Here is an 18687-nt window from a genome sequence, read left to right as displayed (position 1 = left end):
GGGACGCCATTCCGATGACGATCGATTTACGCATCGAGAACGCACGCGTCGTCGATGGGACTGGTGCCCCGTGGTTCAACGGGTGTATCGGCGTCGACGAGGGGCGCATCGTCGCGGTGACTCGCGGCGACGTCGGCACGGACGAAGACGCCCAACGCGTTATCGACGCCGCTAACTCAGTCGTGTGTCCCGGCTTCATCGATACGCATTCGCACTCCGATCTCGAGCTCTTCGACGACCCGTCGCTGGAACCGAAAGTCAGACAGGGGATCACCACCGAGGTGCTCGGCCAGGACGGCTTCTCGATGGCACCGCTTTACGAGGACAGCGATACCGACGCTTGGCAACGCCATCTGAGTGGACTCACGGGGAACTTCGACGGGGAATGGACGTGGCGATCGGTCGAGGAATATCTCGATGCGATCGAGAGAAACGGTATCGCACCGAACGTCGCGACACTCGTTGGCCATGGGACGGTCAGATACGCAGTCCTCGGGATGGCCGATCGCCTGCCGACCGAGGAGGAAGTAGCCGCGATGGCCGACCTCGTAGCGAAGGGATTAGAAGAGGGCGCGATCGGTCTCTCGACCGGCTTGGTGTATTCACCGCAGATCCACGCCGATACCGACGAAGTCCGTCAGCTCGCGGCCTGCTTGGGGCCGTACGGACGACCCTTCGTTGCCCATATCCGGAACGAACGACGTCATATCTGGCGCGCGCTCGATGAATTCCTCGATATCGGTGCTGAGGAGGACATCCCGCTTCATCTCTCCCACTTCAAGCTACCGGGGGAACTCCTCCACGGACGGGCTCGGCAGGCGCTCGCGGTTCTCGAATCAGCGAGACGACGTGGGATCGACGTCACAGCCGACCAGTATCCGTATTTGGCCGGTAGTACGATGCTCTCGAATCTCCTCCCCCCGTGGGTTCACACCGACGGTCCCGAGCGACTCCTCGAGCTACTGCAGGACCCTGCATCCCGCGCTCGGATTCGGCGCGATATCGAGGAGTGGAGGATCGATGACTGGGAAAATCGCGGTCCCTACACTGGATGGGAGAACATCGTCGTGACGAATATCGAGTCGGAGGAGAACGCCGATATCGAGGGGTTATCGATCGCTGACATCGCCGAGCGACGGGACACCGATCACGTCGCCGCAGTTTGTGATATCCTCGTCGAGGAGGAGCTGAACGTCAGCATGATCCTTCATCAGCTTCACGAGGACGATGTTCGCGAAATCCTCCAGTCTGAGCTCGTTGCGGTGGGGACCGACGGTCTCTTCGGCGGCCGTCCCCATCCACGTGTGTACGGAACGTATCCCCGTATTCTCGGTCAGTACGTCCGTGCGGAGGACCTGCTTTCCTTGGAGACGGCCATCCAGAAGATGACGTCGCTTCCGGCTCGAATACTGGGGCTGGATCGCAAGGGACTCGTCCGACAGGGGATGGACGCCGATCTCGTGGTCTTCGACCCGGTACTGGTCACGGATCGAGCGACGTATGAATCACCACGACAGGAGCCGGCCGGGATCTCACACGTGCTCGTCGACGGCACCCCGGTCGTTGCAGACGGGGGCAGTACCGGCGAGACGCCGGGAGTGGCTATTCGTGCGTAACGGTGTGACTACGACAGAGTAATGCGGCCTGCGCTGAAGGATGACGATCATGTACGGAACTGAGGGGGAGCGCCTCTCGATGATCGTTGCAGGCGACGCGATCGTGACGCGTCGGATCTCGTCGTGTGAGGTCGACGCGTTCCGCCAGGTAGTCGATCTCGTCCGAAGCGCTGATGTCTCCCTTGCGAACCTCGAAGTACTGCTTTGTGACTACGACGATGGCTATCCAGCCGCTCAAAGCGGGGGGACGTATATGCGCGCTCCCCCGTGGGTTGTCGACGAGCTCACGTGGTTCGGATTCGATGCGTTTGCTGCAGCGACCAATCATACCGGTGACTTCGGTATCGGCGGGATCGAAGCCACGATGGCCCACCTCGAGAATCGCGCCGTTCCCTACGCAGGGCTCGGCAACAATTTGGCAACCGCCCGCGAGCCGGCGTATGTAGAGACTGCTGCCGGGCGAGTTGGGCTTGTGGCGGCGTGTTCGACCGTCGTTCCTGGGACCGTGGCTGGCCAGCAGCGCTCCGATATGGGCGGTCGTCCCGGACTTTCGCCGCTTCGCTTCGACACCGCGTACGAAGTCCCCTCGGAGACGATCGAGATGCTTCGAGAAACCAGCGAGACGCTCGGTCTAGAGGGGATAAAGCGCGACGCCAAGCACCAGGGGTTTCCCGTTCCCGGCGAGGACGAAGAGGGATTTACCCTGATCAATGCCGATGGCGAGAACGTACGGTTCGTCGAGAGCGATGACGGAGACAGTACCGTTCGGATGGAGCCCAACGAGGACGACGTTGCGGCGATTCTCGGTCGAATCGACGAGGCGAGCCGTCAATCCGATTGGGTGGTGGCGAGCCTACATGGCCACGAGGGTGAAGCCGGTGGCCTCAACGATCGGGTCGTTCCCGACTTCCACGAGGAGTTCGCACGTGCCTGTATCGATACGGGGGCCGATCTCTTCATGGGCCACGGCTCTCATCTACTCCGGGGTATCGAGATTTATGACGGAACGCCGATCTTCTACAGTCTCGGCAACTTCGTCATGCAAAACGAGACCGTTACGCGCTTGCCGACGGAACTCTACGAGCGCTACGACGTAGATCCCACCGCAACCCCTGCGGATCTGTTCGACGCTCGTGTCTTCGACGAGGAGGAAACGCGAATCGGCTTTCTCTCCGATCAAGGCTTCTGGGAAACCGTCGTTCCGGTCTGTGAGTACGAAGACGGCGTGCTTGATCGGATCGAATTATACCCCCTCGAGTTGGGGTTCGAGGCGCCACGCAGCCAACGCGGTCGACCTCTGCTGGCTACGGGAGAGACGGCGACGCGCATCCTTACCGACGTGGCTGACCTCTCGAGTCCGTATGGGACGGCCGTGAGCATCGAAGACGGAACTGGTATTGTCGAAATATAAAATATCTATAGGTATTTGACGGTTAATATTGAATACTAGCGTACGTAATAACACCTTCACTCTTCCTCAAGCGTTGGAAGGTAGTCCATATTCAGATATTGTGTCATATCTTGGTTTCGGCCTGTTACAACGATATACTCTACTTTACTAATACACTCGGCCTCCCTGACCCTCGTAACGAGTTCATCAACCTCCCGTAGTGAAGGAAGGCTACCGACAGCATACAAGTCATACGTACCGACCCCGCGCGAAACGTGCCAAAACGGTTGCTCACAGAGAAAATCGAAGGCCTCTCGTTTGGAGTTTTCAGTGTCTTTCGTGGATACTGCGACACGGAGGATCTCCCATGACACTGTTTGAGGATCTACCAAGAAGAATACCGTTGTCAGATCGATAATTTTGTCAACTCGGTATCTAACCCCCTCTGGACTCATCTCGTAGCCCATTTCGGATAGGGTATCTGTGATCTCGGAGTACGGAATTCTCGGATTTTCCGCCAGCGCTTGGAGGATCACTCCATCTATATCATCAAACGAATCAAATGTCTGTTTTGCCATTGGAACTCTGTCTCTATTACCAACTTTCAAACATCACTGTTTTCATCAAGTCTGTCATACGACCAGCGAACGTGATCATGTGTGAGAGGGGTTATACCCTGTGTTTGAGGATCCTATCGTAAAGATCTTCCTGAAAACGTGATTCACTTCACTATCTCAAAGGACTATAGCTTATAGTATGAAAAAATATAAGTAGTAGCAATATCATCTCGTCGTATGCGACACGTTACCAAAAACCGTCGCGAAGTACTACAAGGTACAGCAGGGGCCATGGGCGGCATGACACTTGCTCTGGCCGGCTGTCTCGGTGGAAGTAGCGCAGAAGGAGCCGTCGAGCCTATCGAACTTATCGTAACAACACAGGACTACGATCCCGTTCGGTACGAATTCGGTAACCTCATCGCCGACAACTGGCGAGAACTAGGATTCGAGGTTAACGTCAATCCGACAGCGTGGAATTCGATCGTCGACCAAGCAATGAACCAGCAGGATTTCGATGCATTCACGCTCAATTGGGCAGGACGGGCTGAACGTCTGGACCCTGACGTCTTTTGCTACTCGCTCCACCATTCCTCTCAAACAGATAACGGGGGGAACAACCAGGTGAACTACGAAAATACCGAGTACGACGAGTATGCAGAAATGCAGCGGGAGACATACGACGAGAACGAACGGCAAGAAGCCGTTCTGCGATGCCAAGAAATATTCGCCGAGGACCAGCCCCGGACACCTATCGCGAATCAGACGCAGGCGATGCCCTATCTTGAGGACCGTTTTGACGAGGTCGTGAACATGATGGGGGAGGGACTGATGTCCTTCTGGACGGCTGTCGATTCTGTCCCGGCGGATGGTGTTGAGCATATTAGCCTCGGCTATCCTTCCGATGTCAATAACCTCAATCCAGTTGACGGGGCAGCGACTCACGACACGCAGACAATGCGGCTCATCTACGACAAACTCGTCCGAATCGACACGGATGCCACTCCACGCAATTGGCTCGCCGAGGAGATCGAGGAGGTCGACGAAACGACGATCAGGGCGACGATTCGTGACGGACAACAGTGGCACGACGGCGAGGATTTGACGATCGAGGACGTGAAGTTCTCCTTCGATTATCTCGGGGAGCACTCGGCCGTCCTCGGTTCGTTCATCGATTCCCTTGAGTCCACTGAGATCATCGACGACCTAACGGTCGAATTTTCGTTCGAAGAGCCATTCGCACCGTTCATTCCGATCGGACTTGGTCAAGTGTTCATTATCCCCCAGCATATCTGGGAGGATGTTCCCGACGGGTTGGACAACGTCTCGGAACCGGTTGAGTGGGAGAACCCCGAACCCATTGGAAGCGGGCCGTTCGAGTTCGTTGAGTGGAACCGCGACGAACAAATGGTTCTCCGAGCAAACGAGGACCATTTCAATCCGCCAAACATCCCAGAGCTGATCAAGGTCCCCGGGTCCGATATGTCGAGCCTGGTCAGATTACTAGAAGACGGATCGTTGGACATGATTGGATGGGTTGCGGGCCCCGATACGGTCAACAGACTCGAATCAGACGTCGACCACGCCAGTATCAGTTCGATCGACAGCCATGGCTGGTATCACATTAACTACCAGCTTGACCGTGCACCGTTCGATGACGTCGCCGTTAGACACGCGCTGGCAGATGCAATACCGAAACAGGATATCGTTGATATCGTGATGGATGGGATGGCGACTGTGACCCACACGTTCATCGCGGAGGTCAACGAGTTTTGGCACAACCCTGATGTCCGGGAGTTCGGAAACGATCTCGGAAGGGCACAGGCGACCCTTGAGGAGGCCGGATACACGCTCGAAAACGGCCGACTATACTATCCGGAGGAATGACGTGGCTAGAACGGAGTCACTCGTTCGCCCAAGCGCAGAAAAGTCGCCATCATCGACTATCCGAAGGAGGCGGCACTCGCGTGAAAATGCGCTAATGGAGGATCGGTAATGGGGCTCCAAGAGTTCGTCGTTCGACGCATCGCTCAGTTGATTCTCACCTTCTGGGTATTCGTCACTATCCTCTTCGTCCTCTTTCGGGCCGCACCTGGGGACCCGACCTCGATGTACGTCACTCAGGGGATGTCTCCGGCAGCTCGCGAAGCAACGATCGAGCGTCTTGGATTGAATCAACCCCTTCACACGCAGTACGTCGACTACATCGGTCAGTTGCTCTCGGGAGATTTCGGGACATCGTTCCGATATAACGAGCCCGTCTGGGATATTCTCGTTGTGAAGTTCTGGAACACGATCATCCTGATGGGTTCCGCATTAGTGGTGGCATATGTACTCGGGATCACGTTCGGGGCACTATTAGGCTGGTATCGCGGGACCACGTTTGAGCGGGGCGGAATTGTTGTCGCACTGATGGCTCGTTCCTCGCCGGAGTTTTGGACAGGCATTATCGTCCTGTCGATCTTTTCCTTCTGGCTTGGCTTGTTCCCATCGGGTGGGATGCGTGCTATCGGAACGGAAACTGGCAGTTTCGTAGGACGGTATCTCGCTTGGGACTTCGTATATCACATGATCCTGCCGATGATGGCTGGCGCCATCTACTACATGGCGACTCCGATGCTGCTGATGCGAAACACGATGCTAGACGTCTTGAAGGCCGACTTCATCGAAATCAAAAAGGCAGAAGGGCTACCCGAACACCAAATCCTGTTTCGCCACGCGGCTAGAAATTCCGTGTTACCACTCGTCACCGTGATGGCCATCGTCTCTGGGACAGCAATCGGCGGCTCCCTGATAATCGAAACGGTGTTCAATTGGCCCGGAATGGGACGAGAGATGGTTGAGTCCATTCACTACAATGACTACCCTGTCGCCATGGGGACGTTCTTCCTTATGGGGTCAGTGGTCATCATGATGAACTTCGTGGCCGACCTCGCGTACGGCTATCTCGATCCGCGGGTGCAGTATGACTGAGACGACCATGATCAGAACAGATACGATAACGAGTAGACGACACACGATAGGACGAACGGATATCGTAACGGCAACGGGAGGATGTAGCGATGGGAACTGACAGCGAGCGGACTGGAATTTCCGATTCCCTTTTAGGAGGTGCTCGTGGACTGGCTGTAACTGACCGGTTTGGCGAGCAGTTGTCCGAAATTATTGGCTCATTGCGCGACAATCGGATGGGACAGGCTGGCGTGACCATCCTCTTCTTCTTCGTATTAATGGGTCTACTTGGTCAATACCTCGCCCCTCACGATCCGACCACTATCAACCGTGCTGCCGATGGCTCCGCGCTTCGACTTGTAGAGCCGTCTCTCACCCACCCATTGGGGACGACAAATCTTGGCCGCGATGTCGCATCGCAGGTCATCGTTGGTGCCCGAGTGTCACTGTTTATCGGATTCCTCGCCGCGTTCGTTTCCGTATTTATCGGTGTGAACATCGGGCTCGTTAGCGGATATTTCGGCGGATGGGTGGATGACGGCCTGATGCGTCTCGCGGATATCGCATATGGGCTGCCTTTCCTCCCCTTCGTCCTCGTGCTGGTGTTTCTCTTAGGTCCGAGCCTTTGGAGCATCGTTATCGTTATCAGCCTAATCCTCTGGCGCTCGACCGCCCGCGTAATCCGATCACAGGTTCTCAGTCACAAGCAACGCCCATACGTTGAATCAGCGCGGGCCATTGGTGCGAGTGACCTCCGCATTATGTACCTCCATATTCTTCCGAATGTGCTCCCGTTAGCCTTCCTCTATGGTTCGTTCTCGGTCGCATGGGCGGTCATCGCGGAGGCGAGCATCTCGTTCCTCGGATTCGGTGATCCAAGCATGACGTCGTGGGGCCAGATGCTCTTTAACGCCTACACGGCTGACGCTATTCGATTCGCTTGGTGGTGGGTAGCACCGCCCGGGATTTGTATCATGCTGATGGTGATGTCTGTGTTCTTCATCGGACGTGCGCTTGAGCAGGTTACCAATCCAGAACTCCGTCATTCCGAATGAAATGAGTATACTACGAACTGACCGGACGAAAACGTCCGACCGAAATCGAGTACAGTCGCTGGCGCGTCATAGTGCCTCGAGAAACTCAACACGAACCCAGCGGAGGGGACCATCCGAATGACGCTAGTACGCATTGATGGACTGAAGACGTACTATCGAACAGAGGGGGGCAACGTCGCCGCGGTGGACGGTGTGTCTCTATCGGTGTCCCCCAACGAGACGCTCGGGCTCGTTGGAGAGAGTGGCAGTGGCAAAACGACCGTTGCTAAATCGATCATTCGACTCCTCCCGGACAACGGGGAGATCGTCGAGGGAACGATCGAGTATCGGGGAAAGGACATCACGGAGATGTCGATGCAGGAGGTCCGGCGAGACCTTCGTTGGAAGGAAATCTCGATGATTCCGCAGAACGCGATGAACGGGTTCGACCCCGTTCATACCGTCTGCGACCAGATCGTCGAGGTGATTCGGGCCCATGAATCTGACACGTCCAAAGCCGAGGCTCGAGCACGGGCAGAGGAGCTGTTCGAAAAGCTCGGTCTCGACCGCGACCGGATCGACGATTATCCCCACCAGTTCTCCGGAGGGATGGCTCAGCGGGCGATGATCGCGCTTGCACTGGCGGTCAATCCCGCGGTCGTCCTCGCAGATGAACCAACGACCGCACTCGACGTTGTGATTCAGGACCGGATCCTGCAGACCATCTCTGAACTCCAAGAGGAGTTCAACACCGCCATGATACTGATCACCCATGATATGTCCGTTGTCTCGGAGACCTGTGATCGGATCGCGGTGATGTATGGTGGCCGGGTTGTGGAGTGTGCTGATGCCGATACAATTATCAGGAATCCTCGCCATCCGTACACGCTTGGGCTTAGAAATGCGTTTCCAGACATAACTGCAGATTCACAGGAACTGATATCGATCCCTGGAACGCCGCCCGAGCTTACCGACCCTGACGAAGGCTGCCGGTTCGCCCCCAGATGTCCGTTCGCTGAGGACCAATGCTGGGAGGAGACACCTGAACCGGAGGAGTTCGAGAGTGGACACGTCGTTGAGTGCCATCGAGCTGACGAGACCGAACTCCTCCGCGAAGAGGCCAGCAAACGCGAGACGTGGCAGAAGCTACGTACGCGGACGAAGGAAGCTGCTTCGGATGGAGGCAACAATGAGTGACAGACGCGAGGTTGTCCCTGAGGAGGCCAAACTCGCTGTCGAGAACCTTGTCAAGCACTTCCCTGTTAACGAAGGCATCGTTTCTCGGCTCTTCAACCGCGGGGATCGGGAATACGTTCACGCCGTGGATGGCGTCACCCTCTCGGTGAAAGAGGGTGAGACGTTTGGTCTGGCAGGCGAGTCAGGGTGCGGCAAGACGACTCTCGGAAAAACAGCGATCCGTCTCCACGATCCAACAAGTGGACACATCTACTTCGACGGGACAGATATAAGCGAATTCACCGCCGATGAACTGTTTGATTTCCGTCGAGAGGCACAGATCATTCATCAAGATCCGTATCAGTCACTGAATCCCAAGTGGACTGTCTATCGGTGGGTGAAGGAACCACTCGATGTCCATGATATCGGAACACCGGAGGAGCGAGCGAACAAAGTCTACGAGACCCTTGAAAACGCCGGCCTCCGGCCAGCACAGGCGTACGCTGAGGAATATCCCTCGGAACTGAGCGGGGGAGAGCGCCAGCGGGTTGGTATCGCACGCGCGCTGGCACTGGATCCTTCATTCCTTCTCGCAGACGAGCCGGCGAGCATGCTCGACGTGAGTATCCGAGCGAGTATTCTCGATCTCTTCGAGAGGCTCCAAAAGGAGTTCGGACTTACGGCCGTGTACATCAGCCACGACCTATCACTATTAAAACATATGTGTGACCGGATCGGTGTCATGTACGCTGGAAAACTCGTTGAGGTCGGCCCGACGGAGAGTATAATTTCCGATCCAAAACACCCGTACACGCAGGCTCTGGTCGGCTCGATGCCGATTATTGATCCCGATATCGATCGTGAACCTGTCGAGCTAGAAGGAGAGGTCCCAGACTTGACAGAGACAATGAACCGGTGTCGGTTTTACGATCGATGTCCAGAGGCGATGCCACACTGTACGAATGGAGAACCACCCATGTTCCCTGTTGACGAGGGTCGACACGCACGATGTGTTCTCTACGATGAATACGCTACTGAGACGGCTGAAACAACGAAATCGATATGATAGAACTTAGATCGAAGTTGCTGGAGGAGTTGACATGGGTAGAAATCGAATCGGCGATCAACCGCGGGGTGAAGACAGTCCTCGTTCCCGCTGGATCCGTCGAACAGCACGGGCCACACCTCGGAATCCTGAAAGACGCCGCCTGGGCCGAAGCTATCGGGGTGGAGGTGGCAAAGGATCTCGGTGATGCAGTTGTTGCCCCCGTCATCCGACCAGGATGCTCGGACCACCACATGGGTTTCAGCGGGACCATCAGTTACCGACCGGAAACACTGATGCGTGTGCTAGAGGACTACTGTCGGAGCCTCGACTCCCATGGCTTCGACCATATCGTTCTGTTTTCGCTCCACGGCGGGAACTTCCCAGCAATGAATGCGATCCTACCGTCCATCGCGGACGAGGCCGATGCACAGATCATCACGCTACTCGATAAGGAGCTACTAATCGACCCGTTGATGGCAAGTTTGGCTCAAATGGACATCCCCTCCAAAGCTCGAGGACACGGTGGTGCGGCAGTGACTGCATCCGTATTGCATCTGCGTCCGGATCTCGTGCTCGAAGAGGAGTTCACACCGGGATTCACTGGTAACGTTTCGACATCGAAACTGATGACGAACGGCCTCGATGAGGTGACGGAATTGGGCCATATGGGTGATCCGACTTATGCGACACCCGAACTCGGAAAAGAGGTGACGACTCGACTCGTGAGCGCGTTTTCCGAGCGTATTCGAACCGAACGAGGTGATTCCCATGAATGAGATAACAGCCGTGATAGATGACCGGCTCTCGGCGTACCAATCCGACCTGTTCGAACTATTGGCCCAACCGAGCATCAGTGCGACAGGGGAAGGGATGGAACGCTGCGCGGAGCTGTTGCTGTCGGTGCTCGACGGATACCAGTTCGATCGAGTCCAGCGGATCGAGACGAGTAGGTACCCGCTCGTCTACGCCGAACGCGGTGGTGACGAGTCGCTACCGACGGTCACGTTCTATGGACACTACGACGTACAACCACCGGGGGCTCAGGACGACTGGGAGTCGCCAGCGTTCGAACCGACGATCCGCAATGACTCGATATATGCTCGTGGGGCTGGGGATAACAAAGGCCAGTTCCTCACACATGTCTTCGCGATCGACGCGTTGAATCGCGCCGGCAGTGATCTCGAGGTCAACGTCAAACTGGTGATCGAGGGCGGCGAGGAAAGCGGGAGTCGTGGCCTGATTGAGTACCTCAGTGACGCTCCAACGGAGCTTGGGGGCACGGACCTCGTTTACGTCGCGGATGGACCAATGCACGCGTCACGGCGACCGACCCTCATCTACGGTAATCGGGGAATCCTCTCCTACCAGCTCGATCTCGAAACGGCGAACGCAGACTTGCATTCGGGCAACTTCGGGGGGCCAATCCCGAATGCGGCCAACGAGCTGATCGCTGTCGTCTCCTCGATGTTCGATGGTGATGAAGTGACGATCGAGGGATTCCACGAAGACGTCGCTATTTCGGCTGCGGATCGCGAACTGGTTGCGGGCATTCCGGTTGATGAGGAGGCTCTGAAGGGAGATCTCGGAATCAGCGAATTTGCCACCGATGATCCGTATTACGAACGGCTGCTGTTGAAGCCAACGTTGACTATCAATGGCCTCTCGAGTGGCTACGAAGGTGAAGGGAAGAAGACGATTATCCCCCACCGAGCGACCGCTAAGCTCGACTCCCGGCTCGTGCCGAATCAGGACCCCGAGCGAGTTTTTAAGCGGATCACCGACCATGTCAAGCGTGAGAATCCCAACGTTGAGGTAACGAAGATGGGGTCGTTTCCGCCGATGAAGACCCCACTTGACACGCCAGCGGCGACACCACTCACGACGGCCCTCACGGAGGTGTGGGGTGTAGAGCCAGTCGAAATGCCATTACTGGGAGGCAGTCTTCCCGCGGCATATTTCCGAACCGAACTGAACGTTCCAGTGCTGGTCGTCCCGTATGCGAATCCTGATCAAGGGAATCATTCGCCGAATGAGCACCTTGACTTGGACTGTTTCCGGAACGGAATCGAGACGACTGCACAGTTCCTGCAGCGGGCCCCCAATACTGAGGAACTCTAACGCCATGCACCGGGAAATTCGACCGGGTGTTTACTGGCTGTATGAACCGGGACCAGATCGATCTGGAATGATCGAAGAGATGGACCCGGTTCCGAGTTGGTACGATAAAGGACAGTCCGTTCATATTCCCCAATGCGCCTACCTCCTTGACGGTGGAGACGCGACACTCTTACTAGACACGCTCTCTCCAGCGAGCACCGGTCAGATCCTATCAGAACTCGATGTTCTCCTTGAGGACGATCTCGACTACCTCGTCGTATCTCATCCTGATGTCCCGCACGCAGGTGGTACGAGCGCAATCTGTGCTGAGTACGATCCGACTGTCGTCGCCCCACGTTACGGCGACGATCATGAACTGTATCGGCTCGACGACGCTTACTTGGTAGGAGAGGGAGATTCTATCGATCTAGGGGAGTACGTCGTTGACTTCCACGAGGCGACCTTCCTTGACGCTCCTGTCTCACTTTGGATGAGCGAACGAACCGAAAGGATGCTGTTCACCGTCGACTGGATGGGGTTCCCACACCTTGAGAGTGAGCAACTGCGTTTCGTCGACGAACTGGACGCGGAACTCGACGGCACTCGGTTACTCCAGTTCCATGGCCGTGTACTCTTTTGGCACCAGTACGTGGATGTCGAAAAAGTCCAACGGGAGATCGAGCAGGTAAAACACACCTACGATCCGGCTGTGATCCTTCCAGCACACGGACTCGTGATCAGGGAGAATCCAAGAAAATATATAGAATTACTGAAGGATGTCGTCGCAGAGATCGAACGACGGGACCGAATCGGAGCGCTCGGGTAATTGGGAATTATCATGACAACAGAACTCACCGACGAGGTCGTCTGGATAAACGAGTGTTACGCACACGGTGACCGCCATGAGCACGTCTCGACGTATCTAATCCGGGGTGATTCGGGAACCGTTCTAATCGACTCTGGGTCTTTTTATCACCGGGAGGCGATCCGGATGGAAATTGTTGACGCTACTGAAGGGAATGGAATCGATGCCATTGTACTCTCCCACTCTGATTACCCACACTCCGGAAACGTCTCCGAATTCCGTGAAGAATGGGATGACGTAGAGTTGATTGCATCGTCCGGCTCACCCGAAATTCAGGGGCTCTCAGATGCACGACGGTGTCGGATCGGCGGGTCGCTCTCGATCCAGAATCGCATGTTTAGCTTTATTGATCCGCCACTCGCCGACCGCTCTCACACTACGTGGATCTACGATCATCAGTCTGAGGTGCTGTTCACTGCAGACGGCTTTGGCTCCTACCACGATCCAATGGACTGTGACAAGACGTCAAAGGAATTCACGGACGGAATTCCTGAGGAATCGATACTCGAGTTCCACCGGAATAACCTCGTTTGGTTGCGGTATGTGGATGCTGACAAACTCGCCGCAGCCCTTGATTCGATCATCAGGTCATATGACATCTCTTATATCGCACCGATTCATGGACATCCCATCCATCGAACCGATCTCGATGAGTTTCTCGATAAGTTAATCGAGGCTACTCGCTATATCGCTGAGGAGTATTCAGTGACATAACGTCTGTGCCGGATTGATTTACGGCCAACGCATCTTATGTGTCTCTGGATAGATGACTGTACGTGGATCGTCACAACTGCATCTAAACACGTATCGTGACGAGCGGCGATACGTTGACGGGCTATTAGGGGCCGTCGTTATCGCAGATGACCTCGGGCGGACGAACCAACTCCTCCAAGAGGTGGGTGCGAACACCCGTATCGATGGCGAACCTGTTCGCACGGGCGTCGGGACTGGAGTCGTCGGAGGAACTCTCCGAAACCGCGGTCGGGGCGGTCATCACCGCGGCCGGCCGGTTGATCGACCGAAGCAAGCCCCAATAAACGACGTCATTCACGGGGCGTCACTCCGCAGTTTGCCGAGAACTCGCCTCTCGTAACCGGCTGTGAGCGTCTCTCGAGCAACTCGATCGAAGAAAACCTAGTGGATCGGGGATCATACATGCCAACTATGTGTCTGTACGAAGATGTGATCATATGTCTACTTCTATTCGAAAAAATTATTTCTGTATTTAGTCTAAATATCTTATTAGCTGCTATATCATAGAGTATATTCTACTATTCGAGGAATATCTAACTATTTAACCGTCTTTTATTCGTATTTCTACAAGAATATCAAATATTCATATTCAAATAATACAGTCTGATAAACTGAAACTCTTCTCTAAAATGAGAGTCGAGCAGTAGCTATTGTGTTGAACCGCTTCACGGTCGAAGGATAGCGCCGCTGATTTATCGGCCCGAGCCGCTCGTCGAACCATCGTCCTCAGGCGTCCTGATACCGTTCTGCATCCTCGAACGACATCCCGTGACCCGGGCGGTTCGGCGGCAGGATCCGTCCGTTGTCCGCTTCGACCGGGTTCGCGAGCAGCTCGTCGAGCACGGTCGAGTGGTGTTCGATGTACGGGACGTTGGTGGCGGCGCAGGCGAGGTGCGCGTGGATCGGTTCGATGTAGTGTGGCGAGACGGAGGGGCCGGCCGAAGCGGCCTGATCCGCAACGCTCATCCACGGCGTTATTCCGCCGACACGACAGACGTCCGGCTGCAGGTAGTCGACGGCGTTCCGATCGATCACCTGCCGGAACTGCGTCTCGTTGTAGAAGTTCTCGCCGGTGGCGATCGGCACGTCGACGCGGCGTCGGAGGTCGGCGTACGAGGCGTAGTCCCCTTTCGGCAGTGGTTCTTCGAACCACGTTATCGCGACGTCATCGAGACGGCTCGTTAACCGCCGCGCTTCCGGCACCGTATACGAGCAGTTGCCGTCGAGCATCAGGTGGCGATCCGCCGGCAGTGCGTCCCGAACCGCGCGGACGCGTTCGACGTCGCGTTCGATGGACGATCCGACTTTCATCTTCATGCCGGCGAATCCTTCGGTGGCGATCTCCCGTGCGTTCTCGACGAGCGTGTCGGCATCGTACTGGAGCCACCCGCCGTCCGTTTCGTACATCGGTACCGGCTCCCTGGTCCCGCCGAGGAGTTCGCACAGCGGCAGGCCGGCGTGCTTGCCGAGCAGGTCCCAGACCGCGATGTCGATCGCGGCGATGGCGAACTCGCTGATCCCCTCGCGACCGATGAACGTCGTCTCGTCCCGGAGGACCGATCGCACGGCGCGCGGCGCGACCGGCTGCCCCTCCAGGAGCGGGACGAGTTCGTCGTCGAGGAACCGTTTGATCGTCGCACCCCCGCGGCCGATGGTGTAGGTGAAGCCGAGGCCGCGATGCCCGCCGTCGGATTCCGCGGTGAGCGCGACGATCTCCAGCGTGTCGAACGACTGGGTCGCGTCCTCGAGCGTCTGTTCGTTCGGGACTCGGTAGAGGCTGGTGTCGATCGTCCGGATGCTGCCGACGCTGGACGCTGATTCGTTCATCCCTCGTTCGAGACGGATTCGCGGTACAAAACAGTTTAGGACTTCCGCAGCGGACTCGTCCCGTTCGGTGTCTCGTCCTCCCTGCCGACGGGATCGAGGAGCTCGATCGGATGGCGCGTCCCCGGCGAGAGGAGGGAATCGAGCTGCTCCATACAGGACGTCCCGCTGGCGACGACCGTTCGCTCGTCCGCGGCCGGTTCGAACTGCTCGGCGAGCGTTTCGCCGACGTCCATACTGAGGTCGTAGTACTCGCTCTTGTAGCCGAAACTCCCGGCCATTCCGCAACACTCCACGTCGGAGGTGAGCACGTCGTATCCGAGTCGCTCCAGAACCGTCTCCGTGTACGATTCGAGGCCGAGCGTTCGCTGTTGGCAGTGACTGTGGTAGGCGATCCCGGCGCCGTTGCCGGCGGGGAGGGCGTCGATGTCCCCGTCGTTCTCCAAGAGCCCGTAGACGAACTCCAGTATCTCGTAGCTCCCCTCGTCGATCCGTTCGTACGCCCCTGCAGGCAGCAGCTTCTCGTACTCGCGTCGGAACATCGCGATGTCGCTCGGTTCGACGACGACCACGTCGTAACCGTCCTCGAGGTAGGGCAGCAGCGACTCGGCGGCGCTCCTCGCCTTTCTTTCGGCCGTCGCGATCATCCCCTGTGAGAGCGGCGCGCGGCCGGAGCCACCCACGTCCGGCACGACCACCTCACAGCCCAGTGCCTCTAGAACGCGAACGGCGGCCTTGCCCCGTTCGGTCCGGACGTGGTTCGTGTACACGTCCGGATACAGGACGACGCGACGGACCGGATCCTCGACGTTCGGGTCCCGCGAGCGGGCCCACTTCCGGAGCGTGGTCCGCTCGAACGCCGGCAGGTCGCGTCTGGCGTCCACCCCGAGGACCGACTCCATCGATTTTCGGGCCACGCCGGTGGACGCGAGGGCGTTCGAGAGGGGGGCCGTCGCGCTGCCGAGCCTCGCGACGGTCTCGAAGTTCCCGAAGAAGCGCTTTCGGAGGGGTGTCCCGCTCCCCTCCTCGTCGGGGACGAGCCCGTCGACCAGCAGGTCGTCGAAGCCGGGGTCCTTGCCGCGGTTGATGCGGTCGCGCACGACCGTGTTGATCCAGGGGATGTCGATCTTCACCGGACACGCGTTCACGCAGCGCGAACACCCCGTACAGAGGTCGTTGAACTCCGCGGCGACGTCCAGCCCCTCGATGCCGGCCTCCCAGCCCGTTGCGATGCCACCGGTGTACGTCTCGCCGCCGAAGGCGTGCCCGCCGACCGACTGGAAGTTCGCACACGAGTTCGCACACGCCCCACACCGGATGCAGTACAGCGTCTCCCTCAACTCCTCGTCCCGGCGCATCGCGCGTCGGCCGTTGTCGATGAGCACGAGGTGGAACTCCCGGTCCGCGTCGCCGCCTCCGAAGCCCGGTTCGTCGGCCCGATCGAAGTCGATCGTCGGCGTGTCGACCGGGGGCGTCAGCAGCGACAGGTACTGCGGGACGTCCTGTCCCGTCGCCGACCGCGAGATGAGCCCCGCGAACGGCTCGAGCTCGGCGATCGAGGGGATGATCTTCTCGATCCCGGCGACGGCGACGTGCGTGTCGGGAATCGAGGCGCACTTGCGCGCGTTCCCCTCGTTGGTCACCAGCGCGATCGATCCGCTCTCGGCCATGACGAAGTTCGCCCCCGTGATGCCGACGTCCGCCTCGTCGATGCGTTCACCGAGGAACTCCCGCGCGAACGCCGTGAGTTTCTGTGCGGAGTCGAGCGGCTCGTCGGGCTCGAACTCCCGTTCGAACAGGGCCGTGATCTCCTCGCGGGACTTGTGCAGCGAGGGACCGACGATGTGCGAGGGCGACTCCTCGGCGACCTGGATGACGAACTCGCCCAGATCCGTCTCCCAGACGTCGAAGCCATCCGCCTCGAGGGCGTCGTTGAGATCGATCTCCTCGGTCGTCATCGACTTCGATTTCACGACGCTGTCGGCCCCTTCGTCCGCTACCACCCTCGTGATGTACCGGTTCGCGTCCTCGGCGTCGTCCGCGACGTACACCGTCCCCCCGTTGGCTTCGACGGCCGTTCTGGTCCGGTGAATGAGGTCCGGCAGCCGTTCGATCGACTTCTCCTTTATCTCCCGCGCCCGGGTTCGATACTGCTCGTGCGTCTCCGCTCCGACGGCCTCGACCGCATCGTACCGCGCGGCGTTGAACAGGCGCGTGTTCTCCTTGATCTCGTCGCTCTCCGTCTCGAGCAACGCGCGGATACGGTCGGCCTCCGGTCGTGTTGGTGTTGACTCACTCATTGTCTCTGATGATGACGATGTGGACCTCCTCCGGCCCGTGGACACCCTGTACGAGCGCACCCATGTCGCCGGTCGAACTCGGCCCGGTCGCGAGGATGAGCGACTGCCGGCCCGCCTCGAACTCGGCCCGGAGCCACGAAAAGGCGTCCGAGAGGTCCGCTCGAATGTCGCGCTCCCGGACGACGACGACGTGACACGCCGGGTAGAGCGCGACGAACTCGTCGCCCCGTGAGCGTGATTCGACGGCAACGGTCCCCAGCGAGGCGATGCCCATCCGAGCGCCCGTCACGCCCGTTACCGCCTCGCGCAGTTGCGCCGGGGACGGCTCGAGCTGTACCGGGAGATCCGACAGGGAGGGGTCGTCGAAGGGGAGCTCGGCACCGACCGCGGGGGTCTCGATGATGTCTTCGAGTTCGGTTTCGAACTCATCGGGCGAGACGACGGTCGACGCCGTATCTAAATCCGCCAGTGACTGCTGGAACTCGCGTACCGAACCCGCACTCATATCATCGAACACGTAACCATCGCTGATAAACCTTGTACTCCTCCCGTCGGTCGACTAGCGATCGACCGCGGCGAGGCGTTCTTGCAGTCGTTCGGTCCGTAACTCGCTACTCGGCCGCCGGGACCGCGACGACGGGGCGTTCCGTGTTCAGGAGGATCGACTGGGCCACGCTTCCGAAGAGCGCTTTCCCCACCGGAGATCGTGCTCGCCCGCCGATGACGAGATACCGGGCGTCGACTTCCGCCGCGTACTCGACGACCTTCTTGCCGGGGTTCCCGACCCGGCCGATGACGTCGTAGTCGACGGACATGACCTCATCGAGCCCCTCTGCCGCCTGGGCGGCGGCGGTGTCCTCTACGGACCCCGTACCGGTCTCCCGGGCGGTGGACTGCTTCTCGACGATCCTCGTGTATTCGGTCTCCTCGATGACGTGTATGAGGGCGAGTTCGTCGTCGAACGCTCGCGCCAGTTCGTCCGCCCGTGCGGCGACGGCTCTCGACTGCTCGGAGTCGCTGATCGCTACGACGATGACCATACGGTGGGAGGTGTCCGTTTCGGTTTAAATGTTCT

16 protein-coding genes are annotated in these 18687 nt (G+C 58.0%); 11 read left to right on the top strand and 5 right to left on the bottom strand.

The window, feature by feature from the left end; genetic code table 11:
* Positions 1 to 14 precede the first annotated feature (14 nt).
* The gene (locus tag QRT08_RS15680) at positions 15 to 1616 is read left to right on the top strand and encodes an N-acyl-D-amino-acid deacylase family protein (RefSeq protein WP_286046911.1); all 1602 of its coding nucleotides are present in this window, start codon (positions 15 to 17) and stop codon (positions 1614 to 1616) included.
* Positions 1617 to 1665: 49 nt separating this feature from the next.
* Positions 1666 to 3027, top strand: a complete 1362-nt coding sequence (locus QRT08_RS15675) for a CapA family protein (RefSeq protein WP_286046910.1) — start codon at positions 1666 to 1668, stop codon at positions 3025 to 3027.
* 56 nt (positions 3028 to 3083) lie between these two features.
* Here the strand turns inward: QRT08_RS15675 and QRT08_RS15670 are convergent, their stop codons facing one another.
* The gene (locus QRT08_RS15670) at positions 3084 to 3584 is read right to left on the bottom strand and encodes an Lrp/AsnC family transcriptional regulator (protein WP_286046909.1); all 501 of its coding nucleotides are present in this window, start codon (positions 3582 to 3584) and stop codon (positions 3084 to 3086) included.
* Positions 3585 to 3800: 216 nt separating this feature from the next.
* Here QRT08_RS15670 and QRT08_RS15665 point away from each other — a divergent pair, with 216 nt between their 5' ends.
* The 9 genes from QRT08_RS15665 (at position 3801) to QRT08_RS15625 (ending at position 13449) form a co-directional block, all read left to right on the top strand.
* The gene (locus tag QRT08_RS15665) at positions 3801 to 5450 is read left to right on the top strand and encodes an ABC transporter substrate-binding protein (RefSeq protein WP_286046908.1); all 1650 of its coding nucleotides are present in this window, start codon (positions 3801 to 3803) and stop codon (positions 5448 to 5450) included.
* Positions 5451 to 5558: 108 nt separating this feature from the next.
* A complete protein-coding gene (locus QRT08_RS15660; protein ID WP_286046907.1) occupies positions 5559 to 6536 on the top strand; it encodes an ABC transporter permease in 978 nt (325 codons plus the stop codon).
* Between the two features lie 89 nt (positions 6537 to 6625).
* Complete coding sequence (locus tag QRT08_RS15655; RefSeq protein WP_286046906.1) at positions 6626 to 7570, top strand: ABC transporter permease; 945 nt, start codon at positions 6626 to 6628, stop codon at positions 7568 to 7570.
* Positions 7571 to 7687: 117 nt separating this feature from the next.
* Complete coding sequence (locus tag QRT08_RS15650; protein ID WP_286046905.1) at positions 7688 to 8746, top strand: ABC transporter ATP-binding protein; 1059 nt, start codon at positions 7688 to 7690, stop codon at positions 8744 to 8746.
* Positions 8727 to 9791, top strand: coding sequence for an ABC transporter ATP-binding protein (locus QRT08_RS15645; protein WP_483299971.1), 1065 nt, complete (start codon positions 8727 to 8729; stop codon positions 9789 to 9791). The genes QRT08_RS15650 and QRT08_RS15645 overlap by 20 nt, the downstream gene beginning before the upstream one ends.
* Positions 9788 to 10549, top strand: coding sequence for a creatininase family protein (locus QRT08_RS15640; RefSeq protein ID WP_286046903.1), 762 nt, complete (start codon positions 9788 to 9790; stop codon positions 10547 to 10549). The genes QRT08_RS15645 and QRT08_RS15640 overlap by 4 nt, the downstream gene beginning before the upstream one ends.
* Positions 10542 to 11891 carry a M20/M25/M40 family metallo-hydrolase gene (locus QRT08_RS15635; protein ID WP_286046902.1) on the top strand — a complete coding sequence of 450 codons (1350 nt, stop codon included), beginning with the start codon at positions 10542 to 10544 and terminating at the stop codon, positions 11889 to 11891. Before QRT08_RS15640 ends, QRT08_RS15635 begins: the two co-directional genes overlap by 8 nt.
* Before the next feature lie 67 nt (positions 11892 to 11958).
* Positions 11959 to 12696: an MBL fold metallo-hydrolase gene (locus QRT08_RS15630; RefSeq protein WP_286046901.1), complete on the top strand. Its 738-nt coding sequence runs from the start codon at positions 11959 to 11961 to the stop codon at positions 12694 to 12696.
* A 12-nt stretch (positions 12697 to 12708) separates the two neighbouring features.
* Entirely contained in the window at positions 12709 to 13449 is a 741-nt protein-coding gene (locus QRT08_RS15625; RefSeq protein WP_286046900.1) for an MBL fold metallo-hydrolase, read from the top strand.
* 765 nt (positions 13450 to 14214) lie between these two features.
* Here QRT08_RS15625 and QRT08_RS15620 read toward each other — a convergent pair.
* From QRT08_RS15620 to QRT08_RS15605, 4 genes are all read right to left on the bottom strand, one after another.
* Positions 14215 to 15315, bottom strand: coding sequence for a mandelate racemase/muconate lactonizing enzyme family protein (locus QRT08_RS15620; protein ID WP_286046899.1), 1101 nt, complete (start codon positions 15313 to 15315; stop codon positions 14215 to 14217).
* Between the two features lie 35 nt (positions 15316 to 15350).
* Positions 15351 to 17612, bottom strand: coding sequence for an LUD domain-containing protein (locus QRT08_RS15615; protein ID WP_286046898.1), 2262 nt, complete (start codon positions 17610 to 17612; stop codon positions 15351 to 15353).
* Positions 17605 to 18117 (bottom strand): LUD domain-containing protein, encoded by a 513-nt coding sequence (locus QRT08_RS15610; RefSeq protein WP_286046897.1) that lies wholly within the window; start codon positions 18115 to 18117, stop codon positions 17605 to 17607. Before QRT08_RS15610 ends, QRT08_RS15615 begins: the two co-directional genes overlap by 8 nt.
* 106 nt (positions 18118 to 18223) lie before the next feature.
* Positions 18224 to 18652, bottom strand: a complete 429-nt coding sequence (locus QRT08_RS15605) for a universal stress protein (protein ID WP_286046896.1) — start codon at positions 18650 to 18652, stop codon at positions 18224 to 18226.
* Between the last annotated feature and the right edge of the window lie 35 nt (positions 18653 to 18687).

The sequence above is a fragment of the Halalkalicoccus sp. NIPERK01 genome (genome assembly GCF_030287405.1).
In the GTDB taxonomy this organism is placed as follows: domain Archaea; phylum Halobacteriota; class Halobacteria; order Halobacteriales; family Halalkalicoccaceae; genus Halalkalicoccus.
This window is presented reverse-complemented; position numbering and strand designations above follow the sequence as displayed.